The organism is Gordonia sp. HS-NH1 (assembly GCF_001418765.1).
GTDB lineage: Bacteria > Actinomycetota > Actinomycetes > Mycobacteriales > Mycobacteriaceae > Gordonia.
Window position 1 is genome coordinate 1 of record NZ_LIYC01000032.1, and the last position, 21,655, is coordinate 21,655.

21 protein-coding genes and 1 riboswitch are annotated in these 21,655 nt (G+C 68.8%); of the genes, 12 read left to right on the forward strand and 9 right to left on the reverse strand.

Going from position 1 to position 21,655, the window contains the following annotated elements; translation table 11 throughout:
- Positions 1-73 precede the first annotated feature (73 nt).
- The 4 genes from AMD30_RS18245 to AMD30_RS18260 all read right to left on the reverse strand — a co-directional run bounded on the left by AMD30_RS18245 (position 74) and on the right by AMD30_RS18260 (position 3,363).
- The gene (locus AMD30_RS18245; protein WP_010841126.1) at positions 74-388 is read right to left on the reverse strand and encodes a DMT family transporter; all 315 of its coding nucleotides are present in this window, start codon (positions 386-388) and stop codon (positions 74-76) included.
- Positions 389-397: 9 nt separating this feature from the next.
- Positions 398-464, reverse strand: a riboswitch (guanidine-III (ykkC-III) riboswitch).
- A 67-nt stretch (positions 465-531) separates the two neighbouring features.
- On the reverse strand, positions 532-1,509 hold the full coding sequence (locus tag AMD30_RS18250) for a carbohydrate kinase family protein (RefSeq protein ID WP_014927333.1): 978 nt from the start codon (positions 1,507-1,509) through the stop codon (positions 532-534).
- Positions 1,510-1,689: 180 nt separating this feature from the next.
- The gene (locus tag AMD30_RS18255; RefSeq protein ID WP_004022921.1) at positions 1,690-2,049 is read right to left on the reverse strand and encodes a HesB/IscA family protein; all 360 of its coding nucleotides are present in this window, start codon (positions 2,047-2,049) and stop codon (positions 1,690-1,692) included.
- A 216-nt stretch (positions 2,050-2,265) separates the two neighbouring features.
- Positions 2,266-3,363 carry a glycerate kinase family protein gene (locus tag AMD30_RS18260; RefSeq protein WP_055476592.1) on the reverse strand — a complete coding sequence of 366 codons (1,098 nt, stop codon included), beginning with the start codon at positions 3,361-3,363 and terminating at the stop codon, positions 2,266-2,268.
- Between the two features lie 238 nt (positions 3,364-3,601).
- Here AMD30_RS18260 and AMD30_RS18265 point away from each other — a divergent pair, with 238 nt between their 5' ends.
- The 3 genes from AMD30_RS18265 to AMD30_RS18275 are packed head-to-tail and all read left to right on the forward strand — an operon-like array spanning position 3,602 to position 6,984.
- Positions 3,602-4,291 carry a DUF3043 domain-containing protein gene (locus AMD30_RS18265; protein WP_010841129.1) on the forward strand — a complete coding sequence of 230 codons (690 nt, stop codon included), beginning with the start codon at positions 3,602-3,604 and terminating at the stop codon, positions 4,289-4,291.
- Between the two features lie 3 nt (positions 4,292-4,294).
- Complete coding sequence (cobT, locus tag AMD30_RS18270) at positions 4,295-6,172, forward strand: nicotinate-nucleotide--dimethylbenzimidazole phosphoribosyltransferase (protein ID WP_055476593.1); 1,878 nt, start codon at positions 4,295-4,297, stop codon at positions 6,170-6,172.
- A gap of 17 nt (positions 6,173-6,189) precedes the next feature.
- The gene (locus AMD30_RS18275) at positions 6,190-6,984 is read left to right on the forward strand and encodes an adenosylcobinamide-GDP ribazoletransferase (protein ID WP_055476594.1); all 795 of its coding nucleotides are present in this window, start codon (positions 6,190-6,192) and stop codon (positions 6,982-6,984) included.
- Between the two features lie 28 nt (positions 6,985-7,012).
- Here AMD30_RS18275 and AMD30_RS18280 read toward each other — a convergent pair whose 3' ends face one another.
- Both AMD30_RS18280 and gcvT read right to left on the reverse strand, forming a co-directional pair.
- Entirely contained in the window at positions 7,013-8,119 is a 1,107-nt protein-coding gene (locus AMD30_RS18280) for a branched-chain amino acid aminotransferase (protein WP_055476595.1), read from the reverse strand.
- 90 nt (positions 8,120-8,209) lie between these two features.
- A complete protein-coding gene (gene gcvT, locus AMD30_RS18285) occupies positions 8,210-9,328 on the reverse strand; it encodes a glycine cleavage system aminomethyltransferase GcvT (protein WP_055476620.1) in 1,119 nt (372 codons plus the stop codon).
- 182 nt (positions 9,329-9,510) lie between these two features.
- On the opposite strand from gcvT, the gene AMD30_RS18290 reads away from it, so the two are divergent.
- The 6 genes from AMD30_RS18290 to AMD30_RS18315 all read left to right on the forward strand — a co-directional run bounded on the left by AMD30_RS18290 (position 9,511) and on the right by AMD30_RS18315 (position 16,655).
- Complete coding sequence (locus AMD30_RS18290; RefSeq protein WP_055476596.1) at positions 9,511-11,055, forward strand: leucyl aminopeptidase; 1,545 nt, start codon at positions 9,511-9,513, stop codon at positions 11,053-11,055.
- A gap of 229 nt (positions 11,056-11,284) precedes the next feature.
- A complete protein-coding gene (gene sucB / locus AMD30_RS18295; RefSeq protein WP_055476597.1) occupies positions 11,285-13,096 on the forward strand; it encodes a 2-oxoglutarate dehydrogenase, E2 component, dihydrolipoamide succinyltransferase in 1,812 nt (603 codons plus the stop codon).
- Between the two features lie 36 nt (positions 13,097-13,132).
- A complete protein-coding gene (locus AMD30_RS18300; protein WP_055476598.1) occupies positions 13,133-14,032 on the forward strand; it encodes a TIGR01777 family oxidoreductase in 900 nt (299 codons plus the stop codon).
- Positions 14,025-14,777 (forward strand): lipoyl(octanoyl) transferase LipB, encoded by a 753-nt coding sequence (lipB, locus tag AMD30_RS18305; protein ID WP_055476599.1) that lies wholly within the window; start codon positions 14,025-14,027, stop codon positions 14,775-14,777. The genes AMD30_RS18300 and lipB overlap by 8 nt, the downstream gene beginning before the upstream one ends.
- Positions 14,774-15,850, forward strand: coding sequence for a lipoyl synthase (gene lipA / locus AMD30_RS18310; protein WP_010841138.1), 1,077 nt, complete (start codon positions 14,774-14,776; stop codon positions 15,848-15,850). Before lipB ends, lipA begins: the two co-directional genes overlap by 4 nt.
- Positions 15,851-15,914: 64 nt before the next feature.
- On the forward strand, positions 15,915-16,655 hold the full coding sequence (locus tag AMD30_RS18315; RefSeq protein WP_010841139.1) for a DUF4191 domain-containing protein: 741 nt from the start codon (positions 15,915-15,917) through the stop codon (positions 16,653-16,655).
- 181 nt (positions 16,656-16,836) lie between these two features.
- On the opposite strand, the gene AMD30_RS18320 is transcribed toward AMD30_RS18315, so the two are convergent.
- Entirely contained in the window at positions 16,837-17,340 is a 504-nt protein-coding gene (locus AMD30_RS18320) for a transporter (protein WP_055476600.1), read from the reverse strand.
- 321 nt (positions 17,341-17,661) lie between these two features.
- On the opposite strand from AMD30_RS18320, the gene glnA reads away from it, so the two are divergent.
- The 3 genes from glnA to AMD30_RS18335 all read left to right on the forward strand — a co-directional run bounded on the left by glnA (position 17,662) and on the right by AMD30_RS18335 (position 19,915).
- Entirely contained in the window at positions 17,662-19,095 is a 1,434-nt protein-coding gene (gene glnA / locus AMD30_RS18325; RefSeq protein WP_010841141.1) for a type I glutamate--ammonia ligase, read from the forward strand.
- Between the two features lie 140 nt (positions 19,096-19,235).
- Entirely contained in the window at positions 19,236-19,493 is a 258-nt protein-coding gene (locus AMD30_RS18330) for a hypothetical protein (protein WP_044506934.1), read from the forward strand.
- Between the two features lie 236 nt (positions 19,494-19,729).
- A complete protein-coding gene (locus AMD30_RS18335) occupies positions 19,730-19,915 on the forward strand; it encodes a hypothetical protein (protein ID WP_010841143.1) in 186 nt (61 codons plus the stop codon).
- A 42-nt stretch (positions 19,916-19,957) separates the two neighbouring features.
- On the opposite strand, the gene AMD30_RS18340 is transcribed toward AMD30_RS18335, so the two are convergent.
- The gene (locus tag AMD30_RS18340) at positions 19,958-20,644 is read right to left on the reverse strand and encodes a biliverdin-producing heme oxygenase (RefSeq protein WP_010841144.1); all 687 of its coding nucleotides are present in this window, start codon (positions 20,642-20,644) and stop codon (positions 19,958-19,960) included.
- Positions 20,641-21,591: an endonuclease/exonuclease/phosphatase family protein gene (locus AMD30_RS18345; RefSeq protein ID WP_055476601.1), complete on the reverse strand. Its 951-nt coding sequence runs from the start codon at positions 21,589-21,591 to the stop codon at positions 20,641-20,643. The genes AMD30_RS18340 and AMD30_RS18345 overlap by 4 nt, the downstream gene beginning before the upstream one ends.
- Positions 21,592-21,655: the final 64 nt, after the last annotated feature.

A 21,655-nucleotide genomic window follows, 5' to 3' on the forward strand; every position in this document is an offset into this window, starting at 1 on the left:
ACGCAACAGCCCGATATGTCGCGGACTTCCCCGCGGAGGGCGCATTTCTGGGGCGGTTGTCGTTCCAGCGGATTCAGTGCGCGAGCTTGAGACCGACGACTCCGCCCACGATCATCAGCAGGAAGAACACCTTGAGCGCCGACACGGCTTGCTCACCGGTGGCCATGGCATAGACGACGGTCAGCACCGCACCGATGCCGACCCACACCGCGTAGGCGGTCCCGACCGGCAGGTCGCGCATCGCGTACGCCAGGCCGGCCATGCTGGCGACCAGCGCCGCGACGAACACGGCGGTCGGACCCAGCTTGCTGAAACCCTCCGACTTGCCCAGTGCGGTTGCCCAGACGGCTTCCAGGACACCGGACACGACCAGAATCAGCCACGACATGACGCCTCCTCCGGGCCGTCTTGTCGCGCACCGGGTACAGCACCCCTCGTCCGGGAGCCCTCGATCGGGGCTCATCTCCAACGTCTCACGCCGGGCCGGGAGTGGCAACGTCAGACGGGTCACCACCCCCCGGCGGACCGGGCTCAGCCGGCGAACGCCGCGCTGATCTCCGCAGCGGCCTCGGCGCCGTATGCGCCTTCGATCCGAGCGAGGGCCGAGTTCGAATCCCAGGCCCAGTCCTGCGTCGAGACAGTTTCGAGCACCAGCACCGCGACCATCGACCCGACCTGCGCGGCCCGCTCGAAGCCGAGTCCCTTGGACAGCGCAGACAGGAACCCGGCGCGGAAACCGTCGCCGACACCGGTCGGATCGACCTTCTCCGTCTCCGGCACGACGGGCACGTGGATGCGTGTGCCGTCGCGGTCGACGATCTCGACGCCGTCCTTGCCGAGCGTCGTGACGCGGACGCCGACCATCTCGGCGACCTGCGCTTCGGACAGTCCGGCCTTCTGGCGCAGGAGACCCCACTCGTACTCGTTGGTGAACAGGTAGGTCGCGCCGTCGATCAACGTGCGCACCTGCTCGCCGTCGAGCCGTGCCAACTGCTGCGACGGGTCGGCGGCGAAGGGGATGCCGGCAGTCCGGCATTCCTCGGTGTGGCGGATCATCCCGGCCGGATCGTCCGCACCGATCAGAACCAGATCGGGCGAACCCACCTCCGCGAAGACCGACGAGAGATCGATGTCCTTGCTCTCGCTCATCGCGCCGGCGTAGAAGGTCGCGAGCTGGGCCATCGTCTCGTCGGTGGTGCACATGAAGCGAGCGGTGTGGTGGGTCTCCGACACCCGGACGCCTCGACAGTCGACGCCGTTGGATTCGAGCCACTGACGGTAGTCGTGGAAATCGGAGCCGACCGCGCCGACGAGTACCGGCGTGCCCCCGAGCTGACCCATGGCGTAGCTGATGTTGGCTCCCACACCGCCGCGCCGGACGACGAGATCCTCCACCAGAAAACTGAGGGAGATGTGTTCGAGGTGATCGCCGAGCAACTGCTCGGAGAACTTGCCCGGGAACTTCATCAGATGATCGGTCGCGATGGATCCGCACACAACGATTGCCACTGGAGATCTCAGCCCTTCATGTGGTTGCCCGATGGATGGTGCCCAGCAGGTGGTGACCCAGGCAGGTGATGACGACGACACAGACAGGTGTCCACGCTACTCACCTCCCGGCACATGACAACGGCCGCACCCCCATGGGATGCGGCCGGTGCCGGAAAGCCTCTGACGCGAGTCGTCGCGTCAGTTGAACGAGTCGCCGCAGGCGCAACTGCCGGTGGCGTTCGGGTTGTCGATCGTGAAGCCCTGCTTCTCGATGGTGTCGACAAAGTCGATGGTGGCTCCCTGGACGTAGGGGGCGCTCATCCGGTCGACGGCGAGCGTCACTCCGCCGAAGTCGGTGGTGATGTCACCGTCGAGGGTGCGATCGTCGAAGAAGAGCTGGTAGCGCAGCCCCGCGCAACCACCCGGCTGTACGGCGATACGCAGCGCGAGGTCGTCGCGGCCCTCTTGGTCGAGCAGCGCCTTGGCCTTGGACGCGGCAGCGTCGCTGAGGACGACGCCGGTGCTCGTGGCTGTGCTCGTTTCGTTCTGCACGGTCATGGATGCTCCTGTAAGTGGTGTGGTCCCGGTGCAATGTGGCCCGATGCCGTGGTGGGTTGCGGCCCCGCACGTCGTTCGGGATTCACCCCGCTCGCCGGGAGGTCGACCGGTTGTGCCCGTGCGTACAACCGTACTCCTCCCCGTGGTATTCCCGTCCAGTCGGACGGGCGTTTCCGCGAGGTCCGCGCCGTGTGCTCGTCTCGCACGAGCGCGAGGTCAGCCGCGCGCGTCCCCGAGGTCCGACGCCACCGATTCGGCGAGTGCGGCGAGCTGGTTCTCCGCGTCGGCCATCGCGACCTCGACCGAACCCGCGACGTCGACGATCGCGTGCGCGGCCGCGACACCGGCCGCGGCGATCTCGTCGGCACCCAGGGCGACCTGCCCCGCGAGGACGATCGTCGCGGCACCGGCACCACGGGCGCCGAGCGACGAGGCTGCCGAATGCAGCGCGGAGACGACCTTCCCCTGCAGCGTCTGCGAGTCGAACTTCCCCTCCCCGGTGACGACGATGTCGGCCGCGGCGACCTCGGCGGCCAGGCCGGTCGCCTCGGCGACCACGGTGGCACCGGACACGCGAGTAGCGCCGAGAGCGAGGAGCGCAGCACCGAGGCCACCCGCGGCACCGGCGCCCGGCTCGTCGGCGATGTCCCGGCCGGCGAGCGCACCCAGGGTGCGCGACCAGTCGTCGAGTCGCTTCTCGAGAAGGGCGACGGTGTCCGGGTCGGCACCCTTCTGCGGACCGAACACGGCTGCTGCGCCCAGCGGCCCCAGGAGTGGGTTCTCCACGTCCGACGCCACTATCAGCTCCAGCCCACGGAGTCGTTCACGGGCGTGATCGCCGCCCCCGAGGGCTTCGACCAGGCCCACACCGCCGTCGGTGGAGGCACTGCCACCGAGTCCGATCACGATCCGGCCCACCCCACGAGCCAGCGCCGCCGCGACGAGCTCACCGACACCGTGGGTGCCGGCCGCCACCGCGGTTCGCGGTGTCGGCGTGCCACCGAGCTGGTGCAGACCGCAGGCCTGCGCGCACTCGATGTAGGCGGTCGAGGGTTCGTCGGGGGTGGTCGAGGGTTCGTCGAGAAGCCACCGGGCGGTGACCCCCGCGCCGAGCGGCCCGGTCACCGATTCCCTGATCACGGTCCCGAACCGCGACGCCAGGACGTCGACGAATCCGGGGCCGCCATCCGACTGCGGGGCCACGACGAGTTCGTCATCCGGCCGTGCGGCACCCCACCCCCGGGCGATCGCACGCGCGGCGACCACCGCGGACATGGTGTCGCCGAACGAGTCCGGCGCGATCAGGACGCGCACCCTGATCCCGTCGCCGACTCCGTCGTCGTCGCACCGCGCGGCGCATCATTCCCGGTCATGAGCACGGAGTATAGGTAGCCGGACAGAACCCGGCAGCGCTCGGCGGAGCCGGGCGGGCCCCACGGGACGACGCCGAGACCCCGGATGCCCCGCCGTCTCCCCGGCTGCGGGAGACGACCACCCAAAAGCGACGACCACGCGTTTGTCTCGCAACACCGATCACCTAGGCTCTACAGGCGTGAAGCTGCCATGGAAGAAGGACGACACCCAGGCGGATTCCGGCGACAGCTCGGTCTCCACCTACACCGCCGACGACGAGTCCGGCACCGACGTCGCGCCCTCCGCCAAGGGCAGCAAGTACACCCCGGGCAAGGGACGCCCGACGCCGTCTCGTCGCCAGGCCGAGAACCGGCGTCGCGGTCCGGTCGCGCCGCCGCCGACGAACCGCTCCGAGGCTCGCGCCCGTAAGAAGGAACTCAAGTCGTCGCTCTCCAAGGAGGAGAAGCGCGCACTCTCCGCCGAGCGACGCGAGAAGCGGCTCCAGCAGCGGGAACGGATGATGTCCGGCGACGAGGCCTACCTCATGCCGCGCGACAAGGGCGCCTCGCGGCGCTACACCCGCGACATCGTCGACGCGCGACGCAACTTCGCCGGGCTGTTCATGCCGTTCGCCATCCTGCTGATCGTGCTGATGTTCCTGGTCCCGCAGGCCGCCGCACTGACGAACCTGATCCTGGTCGCCTTCGTCGTGCTGATGGCCATCGACGGTGTGATCCTGGGCCGCATGGTCAACCGGCGCGTCGCCGAACGTTTCCCCGAGTCCAGCGACGGGGGCTTCAAGCTGGGCTGGTATGCCTTCACCCGTGCGATGCAGCTGCGCAAGATGCGCGCCCCCAAACCGATGGTCTCACCGGGCGACGAAGTCTGATCGATGACCGATCGCGCAGTGCGCACCCTCGTCCTGGGAGGCGTGCGCTCGGGTAAGTCCGCGCACGGCGAGTCGCTTCTCGGCGACCACCGGCAGATCCGCTACCTCGCCACCGGCCCGCTGACGTCCTCTGACGGGGACTGGATGGACCGCGTTCGGTTACATCGCGAGCGCCGCGACGACCGGTACACGACGATCGAGACGACCGACCTCGGACACGCTCTGCGCGCCGCGCCCGACATCCCGGCCCTGGTCGACGATCTGGGTAACTGGCTCACCGCGCAGATCGACGCCGTGCACGGCTGGACCTCGGGTTCGGAGATCGACCTCGACGGTCCGATCGACGACCTCTGCGACGCCCTGGCCGCCATGACCGCCGACGTGGTGCTCATCAGCCCCGAAGCCGGGCTCTCGCTCGTTCCCCCCACCCCCGCCGGTCGGGTCTTCCAGGACCTGCTCGGCACCCTCAACGTCCGGGTGGCGCAGGTCTGCGAGCGCGTCGATCTCGTCGTCGCCGGCCGGGTTCTCCATCTCCCGGCCGAACCGCAGCCCGCGACGACCAGCACACCTGACGGCCCGGCGGCGGGCGTCGAGGCGCCGGGCCCGGGCACCACCGAGACGGACACCACCGAGAAGGACACGACCGACAGCACAGACACCCCGGCGCCGGTGGCGACGACGCCGGACCGCGGTGAGCCCGCCTCGGCACCGTCGGACCCGGTCGCCGCGACCGTTTCCAAAGCTCCCGAACCCGTTGGGGGCGTGGGGCTCTCCGAGCGTCCCCGGCCGGACCCCACCGATGCCGAGGTGTTCGCGCCCGTCAGGCCGCCGGACGAGCTGGTCGCCCAGGACGCCCGCAACCGACAGGCGACGCTCACCAAGCCGCCGGGATCACTGGGTCGCGTCGAGGAGATCGGCGTCTGGATCGCCGCATGCCAGGGCCAGTGCCCGCCCGCACCCCTCACCTCCCCCACCGTCGTCGTCTTCGCCGGCGACCACGGCGTCGCCCGCGGCGGAGTGTCGGCGTTCCCGCCCGAGGTGACCGCGCAGATGGTCGCCAACATCTCAGCGGGCGGTGCCGCGGTGAACGTCATGGCGGGACGCGTCGGCGCGGCGGTCAAGGTGGTCGACATGTCCGTCGACGCCGACACCGCACCCGAACTGTCGCGGTATAAGGTCCGTCGCAGCAGTGACGACCTCCGAACCACCGACGCGATCACTCTCGCGGAGGCGCGCGAGGCCCTGGCCGCCGGGCGCGCGATCGCCGACGACCTGATCGACTCGGGCACCGATCTGCTGATCGCCGGTGAGATGGGCATCGGCAACACCACCCCGGCGACGGTCCTCATCGGCGCGCTGACCCGGCGCGAACCGGTCGAGATCGTCGGTCGGGGAACCGGTGTCGACGACGCCGGGTGGATGCGCAAGACAGCCGCGATCCGTGACGGTATGCGCCGCGCGCGCAAGGTGATCCACGACCCGCTCGCCTTGCTGGCCGCCGTCGGCGGAGCCGACCTGGCCGCCACGGTCGGATTCCTCGCACAAGCGGCCCTACGCCGGACGCCGGTCATCCTCGACGGCGTGGTGATCACGGCCGCGGCCATGGTCGCCAACGAGTTCGCGCCGGGGGCGATGCGCTGGTGGATCGCCGGGCACCGGTCGGTCGAACCCGCCCATCAGATCGCGCTCGAACACCTCGATCTGGTCCCGGTTCTCGATCTGTCGATGCGGCTCGGTGAGGGCAGCGGCGCCGTTCTGGCGTTGCCGATCGTGCAGGCGGCCGCCGACCTGCTCGTCTCGATGGCCACCTTCGACGAAGCCGGCGTGTCCGACAAGAGCACCCCGGCCGGGGACACCGCAAACGACGCCGAGACATCCTGACGCCGAACGGATCCGCCATGATTCCGCCGACCCGGGCGCTCCGTACGGCCGTCAGCTGGCTGACGGTCGTGCCCGTCGGCGGACACGCGTCGGACGCGCCCGATCGGTCGCTGGGTGCGGCGGTGATGGCGTCGGTCCCGGTGGTGGGCGCGCTCCTGGGTGCCGCGTCGGCATTTGTGGCCTTCGGGCTCACCCACACCGGACTCCCGACCTTGCTGATCGGCGTGCTCGTCGTCGTCCTGCTCGCCGCGGCCACCCGGGGCATGCACCTCGACGGGCTCGCCGACACCGCTGACGGACTGGGGTGTTACGGGCCACCCGATCGGGTCACCGAGGTGATGCGCAGCGGCACCGTCGGCCCCTTCGGGGTGGCCACCCTGGTCCTGGTACTCGCTGTGCAGTCGACCGGCTTCGCCGCACTCGCCGATGAGTCACAGTGGTACGGCCTGGCTTTCGCCATCGGCCTCGGCCGGATCGGCGCCGTCGTCGGCACCCGGAGGTCGCTGAAACCGGCCCACCCCAACGGTTTCGGCGCCCTGGTCGCGGGCACACAACATCTCTCCGTCGCCGTGTGGCTGGTTCTCGCGCTCGTAGCGGCCGTCCCACTCGGACTGTCCGCCAACGGATTCGACGGCGGCCACCTCGAGGTGGCCGCCGTCGTCCGAGGAATCGCGATCGTGCTCGGTGTCGCCGCGTTCGCCTGGTGGTTCACCCGGCATTGTGCGCGCCGGATGGGCGGGATCACCGGTGACGTACTGGGCGCGACCATCGAAGTCGGGGTCGCACTCGCCGTCGTCGGGCTGTTGCTCTGACCCGCCACGGGACCCGTCACGCGAACGTTCAGCTGCGGTAGAGCTCCGTCATCCAGCCGTGGGTGTCGGCGAACGTCCCCCGCTGGATGCCGGTCAGGGTGTCACGCAATGCCTGCGTCACCTCGCCGGTCTCGCCGTTGTTGATGGTGTAGTCCTCGTTCTCACCCTTGACCCGACCGACCGGGGTGATGACCGCGGCGGTGCCACAGGCGAACACCTCGGTGATGTCGCCCGAGGCCACGCCCTTGCGCAACTCCTCGGTGGTGATCTTGCGTTCCTCGACCTCGAAACCGGCGTCGGTGGCCAGCGTGAGCAGCGACGAACGGGTGATCCCCGGCAGCAGTGACCCCGACAGTTCGGGGGTCACCAGTCGGGCGTCGGCGCCCGAACCGAACACGAAGAACAGATTCATGCCGCCCATCTCCTCGATGAAGCGGCGTTCGATCGCGTCGAGCCACACGACCTGGTCGCAACCCTGCTCGGTCGCCTGCCGCTGCGCGAGGAACGCCGCGGCGTAATTGCCTCCGCACTTGGCGAATCCGGTGCCGCCCGGCGCCGCGCGGACGTACTCGGTGGAGAGCCAGACGCTCACCGGCTTGATGCCGCCGGCGAAGTAGGCGCCCGCCGGTGAGGCGATGACCGAATAGATGTAGCTCGTGGACGGAGCATTCACGCCCAGGCTCGCCTGCGAGGCGAACATGAACGGACGCAGGTACAGCGACTCCTCGCCGCCGGCGGCGGGCACCCACTCGTTGTCCGCGGCCAGCAGGGCCTTGAGCGAGCCGATGAAATCCTCGACCGGCAGCGCCGGCATCGCGAGTCGTTCGGCACTGCGCTGCAGCCGTGCCGCGTTGGCCTCCGGCCGGAACGCGGCGATCGAACCGTCCGGCTGCCGATAGGCCTTGAGTCCCTCGAACACCTCTTGGCCGTAGTGCAGGACCGTGGCGGCGGGGTCCAGCGCGATCGGACCGTACGGCTTCACCGTGGCGCTGTGCCAACCCACCTCGGCGTCGTAGTCGATCATCACCATGTTGTCGGTGAAGTGGCGCCCGAATCCCGGGGCGGACAAGATCTCCGCGCGCCGGCCCTCAGACACCGGGTGCGGGTGCTTGGTACGGTTGAACTCCAAGGTCATGGCGCCATCGTACCGCCGGCCACAAAAGCAATTCCGTGCCCCGTGGGTCACCCCCGGACCCGGGCGGGGCCTCGTGCCGGTGGCCGCAGGTCACACGTGCGACGGCACGAACGGCGGGATCACGACCTCACACGCGAGGTCGCGGCCGCGGACGTCGACCACGACCTCGTCGCCCTTGCGCACACCCGACGCCGTGTCCAGCAGCGCGAGCGCGATGCCCTGTTTCAGCGTGGGCGAGAACGTGCCCGACGTACAGGTCCCTATCTGCCCCCCGCTCTGGGAGTCGCCCGCGAGACGAACCGCGCATCCGGCCCGCGGCACCCCGCGCCCGGTCGCCCGCAGCCCATACAGACGACGCGACGGACCGGCCTCTTTCTCGGCCAGCAGCGCGTCGCGGCCGAAGAACGACGGCTTGTCCCAGCCGACCGCCCAGCTCGAACGCGCCTGTACCGGCGAGATGTCCGGACCGAGCTCGTGTCCGTGCAGGGCATAACCCATCTCGGTGCGCAGGGTGTCCCGGGCGCCCAGTCCCGCGGGCAGCCCGCCGGCCGCGGTGATCGCCTCCAGCAGGACGTCGAAGACTGCACCGGCGTCGTCCCATCGCGGCACGATCTCGTACCCCCGCTCACCGGTGTATCCGGTCCGGCAGACCCGCACGCGAGCCGGACCGTCGGCCGTCGCCAGATCGGCGTCGGCAAAGGCCATGTACTCCATGTCGGCCGGCAACCCGAGCCCGGTGAGGATGTCGGGCGATCTCGGCCCCTGTACCGCCAGGACGGCCAGGTCGCGGTGCCGGTCGGTGATCGAGATACCCTCCGGCGCAACGGCTTGCAGCTGGGCCACGACAGCCGCGGTGTTCGCCGCGTTGGGCACCAGGAACACCTCGTCGTCACCGACGAGATAGGCGATCAGGTCATCGACGACACCACCGGAATCGTTGCAGCACAACGTGTATTGAGCCTTGCCGGGGACGATCTTGCCGAGGTCGTTGGTGAGCGTCGAGTTGACGAACGCCGCCGCGCCCGCCCCGGACACCAGCGCCTTGCCGAGATGGCTGACGTCGAAGATGCCCACGCTCTCCCGCACCGCCGCGTGCTCGGCGACGGTGCCCGAGTACGACACCGGCATGTTCCAGCCACCGAACTCGGCGAAGGTGGCCCCCAGTGCGGCATGACGGTCGGCGATCGGCCCGGCGAGGAGTTCACTCATGGCGTCCACGCTATCGGGCGATCCGTGCCGCCGGGGCGCGGACCATCCGCGCCGGCGGCGGCGCAGAACGCCACGGGTGGTACCGGCCGGCCGTTGTCCACGCATGCACCCGAGACGCCGCGTCCCGGCCGATGAGGTTCGTGGCAGCCCCGCCGCGTCGGCGCTGTGGCAGAGTTGAGCGGGTGAGCAAGAACGACACCGTCGACCGCGCGCGCGGCCCCGAACTCGAACTGTCCACCTCGATCGGCAAGGACGATTCCGCCCTGGTCATCGGCCTGATCAGCACGTCGTCCCCCGACGACGACGCCGACGGCCCCGCCACCGAACCGACCCTGGCCATCGGTGACGGCATCCTCGACGACGCCCAGGCGGCCGCCATCAGCGCCGCCCTCACCGCGCTCGGGGCCACCGGCTCGCACGGCGAGGTCACCCGGACCGCGGCTCCCGATTCGTTGCCGGTCGATGTCGTCGTCGCCGTGGGCCTCGGCGACGCCGACAACCTCGACGACGCCGATCAGGTCCGGCAGGCAGCGGGCATCGTCGCCCGCGAACTCGACGGACACGAGTCGGTGTCCACCACGCTCTCCGCGATCGACCTGGCCGCCGCGGCCGAGGGCCTGTTCCTCGGCGCCTACCGGTTCGACGAGTTCCGCTCGGCGAAGTCGAAGCCGAAGAGGACTCCGCCGCAACGCATCACGCTGCTCGTCGAATCGAAGTCCAAGGAGGCCAGGGCGGGCCTGGAGCGGGCCGTCGCGGTCGCCGACTCCGTCGCCATCGCCCGCGACTTCGTCAACACCCCGCCGAGTCACCTCTATCCTGAGGAGTTCGCCGCCCGCACCCGCACGCTCGGGAGCAAGGCCGGCCTCAAGGTCGAGATCCTCGACGACAAACAGCTCGAGGCCCAGGGTTACGGCGGGATCATCGGCGTCGGCAAGGGATCCTCCCGGTTGCCGCGCCTGGTCCGACTGACCCACACCGCCAAGAAGTCGCCCAAGAAGGTCGCGCTGGTCGGCAAGGGCATCACCTTCGACACCGGCGGCATCTCGATCAAGCCCGCCGCGAACATGGACGCCATGACCTCCGACATGGGTGGCGCCGCCGCGGTCATCGCCGCGACCATCCTGGCCGCCCGCCTCGACGTCGACGTCACGGTCACCGCGACCGTGCCGATGGCCGAGAACATGCCGTCGTCGACCGCGCAGCGGCCCGGTGATGTGCTGACGCAGTACGGCGGACGGACCGTCGAGGTCCTCAACACCGACGCCGAGGGTCGTCTGATCCTCGCCGACGCCATCGTGCGGGCCTGCGAGGACGATCCCGACTACCTCATCGACACCGCGACCCTGACCGGCGCGCAGATGGTGGCGCTCGGCACCCGAACTCCCGGCGTGATGGGCACCGACGAGTTCCGCGACCGCGTGGCGGCCCGGTCGGCCGATGTCGGCGAGAACGCCTGGGCCATGCCGCTGCCCGCGGAACTCCGCGCCGACCTGAAGTCCCGCGTCGCGGACCTGGCGAACGTGACCCCGCACCGCTGGGGCGGGATGCTCGCCGCCGGCATCTTCCTGAAGGAGTTCGTGCCGGAGGACGTGCAGTGGGCCCACATCGACATCGCCGGACCCGCCTTCAACACCGGAGGGGCCTGGGGCTACACCACGAAAGGCGGTACGGGCGTGCCCGTCCGGACCATCGCCGCGGTGCTCGAGGACATCGCCGCGAACGGCTGACCGACAGCAACCGGCACCCGCGCACCGGCCCGATGAGAATCGTTACCGACGAGTACGAGCCGAACCGAGTCGGCGACGCACCCTACGGGTAGGGTTGGCCGCGGGGATGAGCGGCTGATCCGCCACTCATCTGCGCGGGCTCCGAACCGCCCCCGACCCCGTGCCCACGGCGCACACACCATTGGGCATCACCTACAGACCACCACGTCGAGTTCAGGAGTTCACAACGATGGCCTTCTCCGTCCAGATGCCCGCCCTTGGTGAAAGTGTCACCGAGGGGACAGTCACCCGGTGGCTGAAGGAGGAGGGCGACACCGTCGAGGCCGACGAACCATTGCTGGAGGTGTCGACCGACAAGGTCGACACCGAGATCCCGGCGCCCACTTCGGGTGTGCTGACGAAGATCATCGCCCAGGAGGACGACGTCGTCGAGGTCGGCGGCGACCTCGCCCTCATCGGTGACGCCGACGAGGCCGATTCCGGCTCGGACGATTCCGGCTCGGATTCCGCCGGCGGCGACGAGCCGACCGAGGCCGCCCCCGAGCCCGAGCCCGAGCAGGCCGCCGAGGAGCCCTCCACCGATGAGGACGCTCCCGCCGAGAAGCCAACGGCCGACACCGGTTCCGGCTCCGCAGAGGGCACCGACGTGCTCATGCCCGAACTCGGCGAATCGGTCACCGAGGGCACCGTCACCAACTGGCTGAAGTCCGTCGGCGACGAGGTCGCCGCCGACGAACCGCTCCTCGAGGTCTCCACCGACAGGGTCGACACCGAGATCCCCTCCCCCGTCGCCGGCACCCTGCTCGAGATCCTCGCGCAGGAGGACGACGTGATCGAGGTCGGCGGCAAGCTCGCCGTCATCGGTGATGCCTCGGCAGCACCGTCGAAGAAGGAGCCCGAACCGGAGCCGGAACCCGAGCCCGAGCCCGAGCCCGAGCCCGAGCAGAAGTCGGAGCCGGAACCCGAGCCCGAGCAGGCGCCCGCCCCCGAGGAGGAGCAGAAGCCCGCACCCAAGGCCGAACCGAAGACCTCGGAGCCCAAGTCGCAGGCCGCGGAGAAGTCCGATCCGCCGACCGTCGAGTCGACTCCGTACGTGACCCCGCTGGTGCGCAAGCTGGCCGCGGAGAACAACATCGACCTCAACGCGATCAAGGGCACCGGTGTCGGTGGCCGGATCCGCAAGCAGGACGTGCTCGCCGCCGCCGAGGAGGCCAAGGCACCTGCCCCCGAGCAGAAGCCCGCCGCTGCTGCTCCGTCGGCACCCGCGGCATCGGCCGGGAAGTCCGCATCGCCTGAGATCCGCCCCGAGCTGGCCGAGCTGCGCGGGACCACGCAGAAGATCAACCGCATCCGTCAGATCACCGCCAAGAAGACGCGCGAGTCGCTGCAGCAGAGCGCACAGCTCACGCAGGTCTTCGAGGTCGACATGACCCGCATCGCCGGACTCCGCAAGGCGGCCAAGGAGAACTTCAAGGCCTCCGAGGGTGTCAACCTGACGTACCTCCCGTTCATCGCGAAGGCCGTCGTGGAGGCGCTGAAGGCGCATCCCAACGTCAACGCCTCGATCGACGAGGACAAGAAGGAGATCACCTACTACGACAAGGTGCATCTCGGCATCGCAGTCGACACCCCGCAGGGACTGCTGTCGCCGGTGATCCACAACGCCGATGACCTGTCGATCGCCGGCCTGGCACGCGCCATCGCCGACATCGCGGCGCGGGCACGCTCCAACGGCCTCAAGCCCGACGAGCTCGCCGGCGGCACCTTCACCATCACCAACATCGGCAGTCAGGGTGCGCTCTTCGACACCCCGATCCTGGTCCCCCCGCAGGCCGCGATGCTCGGTACCGGAGCGATCGTCAAGCGTCCGGTCGTCATCACCGGCGAGGACGGCTCGGAGTCGATCGCAGTGCGGTCGATGTCCTACCTGCCGCTGACCTACGATCACCGCCTCATCGACGGCGCCGACGCGGGCCGCTTCCTCACCACGGTGAAGAAGCGCCTCGAAGAGGCCGCCTTCGCCGCGGACCTGGGCCTCTAGCCCGGATCTCCGGTTACGGCACACCGAGGACTCACGATGCGCATCGCCGTCGCAGGTTCGCAGGGGCTCATCGGCAACGCCCTGGTCAACTCGCTGCGCGCGGCGGGCCACACGATCACCCGTCTGGTCCGCCGCGAGGCACGCGCCGATGACGAGTTCAGCTGGGATCCCGAGACCATCGGCGTGCCGCCCGAGAGTCTCGAGGGCGTCGAGGCGGTGGTGTCGCTCGGCGGCGTGGGGGTCGGAAACGGCCGGTGGACCGGGCGCTTCAAACAGGAGCTGCGGAACTCCCGGGTCACGCCGACCGAGGTCCTCGCCGAGGCCGTGCGTGATCTCGGCATCCCCACGTTCGTGAGCGCCAGTGCGTCCGGCTTCTACGGCGACACAGGCAGCCGTCCCGCCGTCGAAACCGACGGTCCCGGAGAGGGATTCCTCGCGGACCTGGTCGTCGACTGGGAGGCCGCCGCCCGTACCAACGTCGGCACCGACACGCGCCTGGTCCTCCTGCGGACCGCACCGGTGTTGAGTGCGCAGGGCGGTCTTCTCGGCAAGCTTCGTCCGCTGTTCAAGCTGGGGCTCGGCGGACCCATCGGCGACGGGAAGCAGTACTTCTCCTGGATCAGCCTCATCGACGAGGTACGTGCCATCGAGTTCCTCCTCGACTCCGACGTGTCCGGGCCCGTGAACCTGAGCGCGCCCGGCGCGGTGCCGTTCGGCGAGTTCGCGTCGGCGCTGGGCCGCGCCGTACACCGCCCGACGGTGCTCAAGGTTCCGGCCTTCGCGGCGCGCCGGGTCGGCGGCGAGATGGCCGAGGAAATGATTTTGTTCAGTCAACGCGTTGCACCTGAGGTGCTGACCGATCACGGATTCACCTTCACCCATCCCGGTGTCGACGAGGCCCTGGCCTACGCCACCGGAACCAATCGCCATGACTGATCGTCCGATCCGCGCGAGTACCGAACCGGTCGAGATCCGTCGGCTCGGCGTCCTCGACTACCAGGCTGCCTACGACATGCAGCACGGTCTGGCCACCGAACGCGCGGACGGCCTCCTCGACCACGACGTCCTGCTCCTGCTGGAGCACCCCTCCGTCTACACCGCGGGCAAACGCACCGAGGACTCCGACCGGCCCACGAACGGCGCACCGGTGGTCGACGTCGACCGCGGCGGGCGGATCACCTGGCACGGCCCCGGGCAGCTCGTCGGCTACCCGATCGTCAAGCTCGCCGAGCCGCTGGACGTCGTCGAGTACGTACGGCGGCTCGAGGCAGCACTCATCTCGGTCTGCGCCGGACTCGGCGTGACGACCGGGCGCGTCGACGGCCGGTCGGGAGTGTGGATCACCGATGACGCCGGGGAACGCAAGCTCGGGCAGATCGGTATCCGCGTCGCGCGCGGAGTCGCGTTGCACGGGTTCGCGCTCAACGTCGACCCCGACATGGCAGCCTTCGAGGCGATCGTCCCCTGCGGGATCGCCGACGCCGGGGTGACCTCGCTCGCCCGCGAACTCGCGCGGCCGCTGTCGGTGCACGACGTGCTCGACGTCACCGCCGACGCGGTGCTGTCCGCACTCGACGCACCCACTTTCGACGTCACCCATTCCGACACCACCGGCACCCCGGCGACCGCCGCCACACAGTCCGGAACACCCACTTCTGCAAGCGTAGGATCGATACAGTGACCGCGTCCCCCCTCACCCCCGGACCCGGTGCCCCCGAAGCCACACCCTCGGCAACGGCACCCTCAAACCCCGCCCCCGAAGGCCGCAAACTGCTCCGCCTCGAGGTGCGCAACGCGCAGACCCCCATCGAACGCAAGCCGGAGTGGATCCGGACCCGCGCGACGATGGGCCCGGAGTTCACCGAACTCAAGGGCCTGGTCAAGCGTGAAGGCCTGCACACCGTCTGCGAAGAAGCCGGCTGCCCCAACATCTACGAGTGCTGGGAAGACCGCGAGGCGACCTTCCTCATCGGCGGCGAACAGTGCACCCGCCGCTGCGACTTCTGCCAGATCGACACCGGCAAGCCCGCCGCCCTCGACCGCGACGAACCCCGCCGCGTCGCCGAGAGCGTGCAGGCGATGGGCCTGCGCTACTCGACCATCACCGGCGTGGCCCGCGACGACCTGCCCGACGAGGGTGCCTGGCTCTACGCCGAGACCGTCCGCGCGATCCATCGCCTCAATCCCGGCACCGGTGTCGAGAACCTCATTCCGGACTTCCATGCCAAGCCCGATCTGCTGGCCGAGGTCTTCGACGCCCGGCCCGAGGTGCTCGCACACAACCTCGAGACCGTGCCGCGCATCTTCAAGCGCATCCGCCCGGCGTTCCGCTACGAGCGGTCCCTCGAAGTCCTCACCGCCGCACGCGATTTCGGTCTGGTGACGAAGTCGAATCTAATCCTGGGCATGGGTGAGACACCGCAGGAGGTGCAGTCGGCGATCGTGGATCTGCACGAGGCGGGCTGCGACATCCTGACCATCACGCAGTACCTGCGCCCGTCGCCGCGGCATCATCCGGTCGAGCGCTGGGTCAAGCCCGAGGAGTTCGTCGACCATTCCGAGTTCGCCACCGAGGTCGGTTTCGCCGGTGTCATGGCGGGTCCGTTGGTGCGCTCGTCGTACCGGGCAGGCCGGCTCTATGCGCAGGCGATGGCCCACCACGGCCGCGACATCTCACCCGCTCTGGCCCACCTGGCAGCCGAGGGATCGGCAAGCCAGGAGGCCTCCAGCCTGATGGCACGCCTCGCCCGCTGACCCCTCGTGCGGCGTCCGGTGACCTTTCCGGCGGTCGCCGGACGCGCGGACGTAAACTGGCCTCATGGCAAAGGCGCAGGTGAACAAAGAGGTCAAGGCCGAGAAGAAGAAGGCCCGTAAGGCGGCATCGAAGGAACGGCGCCAGCAGCTGTGGCAGGCCTTCCAGATGCAGCGCAAGGAAGACAAACGGCTCATCCCCTACATGGTGGGTGTGATCGTCCTGTCGATCGCCGTCTTCACCGTCCTCGGGTTCGTGCTCGGCTCGCCGTGGCTGCTGATCCCCCTCGGCGTGGTGCTGGGCATCCTGGGCGCGTTCATCCTGTTCGGCCGCCGGGTCCAGAAGAACGTGTACACCAAGGCCGAGGGACAGCCGGGCGCCGCGGGATGGGCGCTGGGCAACATGCGCGGACAGTGGCGGGTGAAGCAGGCCGTCGCCGGGACGTCCCAGCTCGACGCCGTGCACCGGGTCATCGGCAAGCCGGGCGTCATCCTCGTGGGTGAGGGCTCGCCCACGCGCATCAAGTCCCTGCTCGGCCAGGAGAAGAAGAAGGTCGCGCGCGTCGTCGGCGACACCCCGATCTACGAGATCATGGTCGGCAACGACGACGGCCAGGTCCCGCTGTCGAAGCTCGAGCGGCACCTCAACAAGCTGCCCAGCAACATCGACCGCAAGCGGATGGAGACCCTCGAGGGACGGCTCTCCGCCCTCGGCAGCAAGGCTCCCGGCCCCGGGATGCCGAAGGGGCCCCTGCCCGGGAACGCCAAGATGCGCAGCATGCAGCGGACGGCACGCCGCCGCGGCTGACGCCACACCCGTCGACTGGGCGTCAATCCCGTCGACTGGGCGCCCGATTCCGTCGACCGTGCGCTGAATCCCATCGACTGTGCGCCCTGCATACGACCAAACCCACCACCGATCTGGACCAAGTCCGATCCGGTGGTGGGTTTGTCGGTGAGTGGTGGGTCCGCGGGCGGCTCGGCGCCTGTCAGCGGGTCCGGACGAGCGCGGTGCCGGTCGCGCGGTCGTGGAGAGCGCGTCCGTTGTAATCGTTGATCAGGGCCGGAACCAGGAACACCATCAGCAGCTGACGGAAGAAGGCCCGAACGATCCCGACGGCAGCCGGGCTCTGTTCGCCGGTCGCCTCCGCGGTGTTGCGTTCAACGCCGAAGTCGACTCGCGCAACTCGCATCCCGATGACGAGCTGGCCGGGTGTGAAGCCGAACAGCGTCACCGCGAAGACGCCCATGACGAACCAGATGCCCAGCTGGGTGGTGCCCAGGTGGGGCGAGGGAAACCCGACGAACGCCATTGCCAGACCACCGGCGATCAGCCAGTCGACGAGCAGAGCCGCGACCCGCGGCCAGCCGGTCGCCAGCGAACCGGGACCGCTCTCCGGCAGGCCGAGATCTTGCCCTCGGTACTCGTTGTCCACGCCGGTCGCGGGACCGATCTGCGGTCCCGACAGCCAGGAACCCGTGACTCGTCCCATCGGTGATGACTCCTCTCACGCGACCGCGCAACCCCCTCGGTCCGCGTCGTCGCCGCACTGGGAACCATCGTAGTCGCTGGTTGTGGCGACCCGTCCCGCCCGTTCGGGCCTCCCGCTAGGGTTGGGGTGCGCCGAGTGCGTCGCGCCCCGGACACACCGTGTAGCGAATACCACTCGCGTGTAACACGGGGGAAACACGGACTTAGCGCATGGGCAACTTCGCCTCCATACGGTTGCCGCTGAGATCCGCTGCTGTTTCTCAGTGGCGGATGTGGCGTGTCCCCATACACGGACCACCGATCACGAAGGAGTCACCGCACGGTGTACAGCAGTAAAGAAGAACTACTCGAGGGCATCAAGAAGGAAGGTGTCGAGTACGTCGACATCCGATTCTGCGACCTGCCCGGTGTCATGCAGCACTTCTCGATCCCCGCGTCGGCCTTCGACGAGGACGTCTTCGAGGACGGTCTGGCATTCGACGGCTCGTCGGTGCGTGGCTTCCAGTCCATCAACGAGTCGGACATGATGCTGCTGCCCGACCCGGCCACCGCGCGGATCGACCCGTTCCGCAAGGCCAAGACGATGAACCTCAGCTTCTTCGTCCACGATCCGTTCACCCGTGAGGCCTACAGCCGCGACCCGCGCAACGTCGCCCGCAAGGCCGAGGACTACCTCGCCTCCACCGGCGTGGCGGACACCTGCTTCTTCGGCGCCGAGGCCGAGTTCTACATCTTCGACTCGGTGTCCTTCGGCTCCGAGATGAACGGCACCTTCTACGAGGTCGAGTCCGAGTCCGGCTGGTGGAACACCGCGTCCCCGACCGATCCCGACGGCAGCCCGAACCTCGGCTACAAGGTCCGCCCGAAGGGTGGCTACTTCCCCGTCGCTCCGTACGACCACTACGTCGACCTGCGCGACGAGATGTCGACCAACCTGCAGAACTCGGGCTTCGAGCTCGAGCGCGGCCACCACGAGGTCGGCACCGCGGGCCAGGCGGAGATCAACTACAAGTTCAACACGCTGCTCCACGCAGCCGATGACGTGCAGCTGTTCAAGTACATCATCAAGAACACCGCGTGGCAGAACGGCAAGTCGGTCACCTTCATGCCGAAGCCGCTGTTCGGTGACAACGGCTCGGGCATGCACGCCCACCAGTCCCTGTGGAAGGACGGCAAGCCGCTGTTCCACGACGAGGCCGGCTACGCGGGCCTGTCGGATCTGGCGCGCTACTACATCGGCGGCATCCTGCACCACGCGCCGTCGTTGCTGGCCTTCACCAACCCGACGGTCAACTCCTACAAGCGTCTGGTGCCGGGCTACGAGGCCCCCATCAACCTCGTCTACAGCCAGCGCAACCGGTCGGCCTGTGTGCGTATCCCGATCACCGGCAACAACCCGAAGGCCAAGCGCCTCGAGTTCCGTTGCCCGGACAGCTCGGGCAACCCGTACCTGGCGTTCGCCGCGATGATGATGGCCGGCCTGGACGGCATCAAGAACAAGATCGAGCCGCACGAGCCCGTCGACAAGGACCTCTACGAGCTCCCGCCGGAGGAGGCGAAGAGCATCCCGCAGGCTCCGACCTCGCTGGCCGCGGTCATCGACCGCCTCGAAGAGGATCACGAGTACCTCACCGCCGGTGGCGTGTTCACCGAGGACCTCATCGAGACCTGGATCGCGCTGAAGCGTGAGAACGAGATCGAGCCGGTGCAGATCCGTCCGCACCCGTACGAGTTCTCGCTGTACTACGACTGCTGAGCCACTCGGCTCATATCGACTCGGCCCGCTCCGCGATCGCACTCCGATCGCCGAGCGGGCCGTTTCGTTGTACATCTACCGGCACGTCAATCCGCGCGAGGCGCCCAATTCGACCGGCGCACCGTGCGACGATGAGCCGCATGGGCACACTTCTGACGTCCGACGAGTTCGAGATCCGCCTGCTGTTCGCGGAGTCGGTCCCGGAGGTGATGCAGTTCGTCCGCGATGTGGTCCGGCAACGCGAACCGATCGCCCTCGAACTCGAGGGATCGGCTCACCTCGTGAACCTCGCCAACGTCGCGCACCTCTCGTTGGTCGATCACACTCCCGACGACGACACGCTGGACTCCGACGAGCGAACCACCGTCGTGCTGTCCATCTCCGAGGCGAGAGAGTAACGGCGCCACGCACCTCGGGCGCATGGCCGTCGCAGCTTTCCTCGCCGACTCCTGACGTGTGCCGGCCCGGCCCGTAGAGCAAGCTCGATCGCGCCGACGATTCGTCTCACGGTGAGACCGTGAACGGCGATCGTCGAAGCATCGGTCGCCGGCGTGGCGACCCTCACACGTGATCCATATCACTTTTAGGACTTGTTGCTCTGCCGACTCACAAGGTACGACCGTAGTTTGGACGGATGACCCGTGATGTATATGTCGAAGACCTCGTACCCGGCGACCGGATCAGCCTCGAAGGCACCCCTCGCGTGGTTCGCACCACCAGTCGTCTCGACGACAACCAGCTGCGTATCGAGCTCGTGAAGGGCCACGACGATGTGAGCGAGGTCGTGCTGCACCGCACGGTCAAGCTGCAGGTCAACTGAGCCGAGCTCGACAAATTCCGGCCGCTCGGGCGGACCTATGGGTCAGGCTGCCCGGGCACCGTCGAGATCGCCGAACACTGCCTGGTTGTGATCGAACGCCGCCACGGCCTCGTCGACGAGACGATCGATCCCGTCCGCGTCGAGGGGTAGCGCGTCGAGCCGCGCCCGGTAGGCGTCCTTGTAGCGCTTGAGCTTGTCGATCTCGTCGAACGAGTAGAAACTCAGCGCGTCGTCGTCGACGCCGTAGTGCTCCCGCATGCGATGGGCGACCACCTGGCCGCCGCTGAGGTCGCCGAGGTAACGCGTGTAGTGATGGGCCACATAGCGCGCCGGATCGGCACGGGTGGACTCGATCGCTGTCACATAACGCCGCACGGCCGGCAACGGCGTCTCGCGCGACGGGTCGATGCCGAACGACGCGAGGTCGGCACCGAGTCGTTGCAGGCGTAGCAGTTTCGGGTCGAGCACGGCGTCGGCGACCGGGTCCCCGGCCAGTTCCGCACCGACGCGCTCGAGTGCCTCGTAGACGAAGTAGAGCTGGATCGCGAGGCGCTGATACTCCCCGGTGTCCAGCCGGCCCGACATCAGATCGTCGATGAACGGAGCATGCTCGGCACGTTCGTGCGCCACCGCGGTCGCCGATCGGAGTCGCGCGGAGATACTCGGGTACTCGGGAACACTCGGGCCGTCGGCGGTCTGGGGTCCGGCCTTCTCGGGATCGGGGGTCATGATGCCACCAGTGATACCACCAGAGTCCGGTGATCGGAACCCGGAAGGTAGTGGGTGTCCATCGAGGTCGCCACGAAGCCGCGCAGGATGACCCGGTCGATGGCGACCAGCGGCCGATTGCCGATCCGCTTGTCGGTGGGATAGCTCGGCAGGAAGCCGGCGCCCGCGAGGTCGGTCCCGTCGACGAGTCCGTTGGTCAGCAGGTTGCGGTACTTCGCGTGATTCCAGGTCGAGTTGTAGTCCCCGATCGCGATGACCCGCCCGGGTTGAAGCTGCTCGAAATGCTCGGCGAGGGTGTCCATGTCGGCGAGCCAGTCCCAGTTCCGGCCCCACAGCGGTGCAGCCGGGTGGATCGCCAGCACCTGGGTCCCCGCCGCCCCCGGCAGATCCGTACGGGCCTGCAGATTGTGCAGCACGGTACCCGGGATGTTGTACCGCTCGTCGAGCGGCTTCTTGCTGAACAATGCGGTGCCGGCCGCGTACGTGTACGGGATCGCGAACCGATGAGGCAGCGCGCGGCCGATCTCGCTGCGCCGCAGGCGCTCCAACGCCTCCGGTGTGACCTCCTGGAGCGACAACAGATCAGGATCGGCGTCGGCGACGATCTTCTCGAGCACACCGAGGTCGCCACCGCCGAAGAGCAGATTCGACGACACCACGGTGAACCGCTCGCCGGCCGGCACGGGCTCGGCGACGACGAGGGGCACCTGGGTGTAGGCCAGCGCGCCGGCCGCCATGACCGCGAGCGCCAGCATGAACCAGCGTCGCAGGACCCCGAAGACGACGATCGCGATCAACCCGGGGATGAGGGCGAATTGCACCCCGCTAGTGAGGTACAGCGCGACGTCGCCGCGCGACGGGTAGAAGTGCAGGAACACGCCCAGCACCACGCCGGCGAGCATCGCCCACCCCAGGACGTACGCGGCCGCCCACAGAAATCTCGTCATCGCTCCCCCAAATGGTCCGGTGTCCCCCGCCGGATTCGTCTGAGCCCTTCTCGGGCCTGGTCAG

What these genes read in the sequence shown, in the direction of transcription:
- AMD30_RS18245 (WP_010841126.1), bottom strand. Translation starts at nt 388, where the DNA reads ATGTCGTGGCTGATTCTGGTCGTGTCCGGTGTCCTGGAAGCCGTCTGG.
- AMD30_RS18255 (WP_004022921.1), bottom strand. Translation starts at nt 2,049, where the DNA reads ATGACCGTGCAGAACGAAACGAGCACAGCCACGAGCACCGGCGTCGTC.
- cobT (WP_055476593.1), top strand. Translation starts at nt 4,295, where the DNA reads ATGACCGATCGCGCAGTGCGCACCCTCGTCCTGGGAGGCGTGCGCTCG.
- AMD30_RS18275 (WP_055476594.1), top strand. Translation starts at nt 6,190, where the DNA reads ATGATTCCGCCGACCCGGGCGCTCCGTACGGCCGTCAGCTGGCTGACG.
- AMD30_RS18280 (WP_055476595.1), bottom strand. Translation starts at nt 8,119, where the DNA reads ATGACCTTGGAGTTCAACCGTACCAAGCACCCGCACCCGGTGTCTGAG.
- gcvT (WP_055476620.1), bottom strand. Translation starts at nt 9,328, where the DNA reads ATGAGTGAACTCCTCGCCGGGCCGATCGCCGACCGTCATGCCGCACTG.
- sucB (WP_055476597.1), top strand. Translation starts at nt 11,285, where the DNA reads ATGGCCTTCTCCGTCCAGATGCCCGCCCTTGGTGAAAGTGTCACCGAG.
- AMD30_RS18300 (WP_055476598.1), top strand. Translation starts at nt 13,133, where the DNA reads ATGCGCATCGCCGTCGCAGGTTCGCAGGGGCTCATCGGCAACGCCCTG.
- lipB (WP_055476599.1), top strand. Translation starts at nt 14,025, where the DNA reads ATGACTGATCGTCCGATCCGCGCGAGTACCGAACCGGTCGAGATCCGT.
- AMD30_RS18315 (WP_010841139.1), top strand. Translation starts at nt 15,915, where the DNA reads ATGGCAAAGGCGCAGGTGAACAAAGAGGTCAAGGCCGAGAAGAAGAAG.
- AMD30_RS18320 (WP_055476600.1), bottom strand. Translation starts at nt 17,340, where the DNA reads ATGGGACGAGTCACGGGTTCCTGGCTGTCGGGACCGCAGATCGGTCCC.
- AMD30_RS18330 (WP_044506934.1), top strand. Translation starts at nt 19,236, where the DNA reads ATGGGCACACTTCTGACGTCCGACGAGTTCGAGATCCGCCTGCTGTTC.
- AMD30_RS18335 (WP_010841143.1), top strand. Translation starts at nt 19,730, where the DNA reads ATGACCCGTGATGTATATGTCGAAGACCTCGTACCCGGCGACCGGATC.
- AMD30_RS18340 (WP_010841144.1), bottom strand. Translation starts at nt 20,644, where the DNA reads ATGACCCCCGATCCCGAGAAGGCCGGACCCCAGACCGCCGACGGCCCG.
- AMD30_RS18345 (WP_055476601.1), bottom strand. Translation starts at nt 21,591, where the DNA reads ATGACGAGATTTCTGTGGGCGGCCGCGTACGTCCTGGGGTGGGCGATG.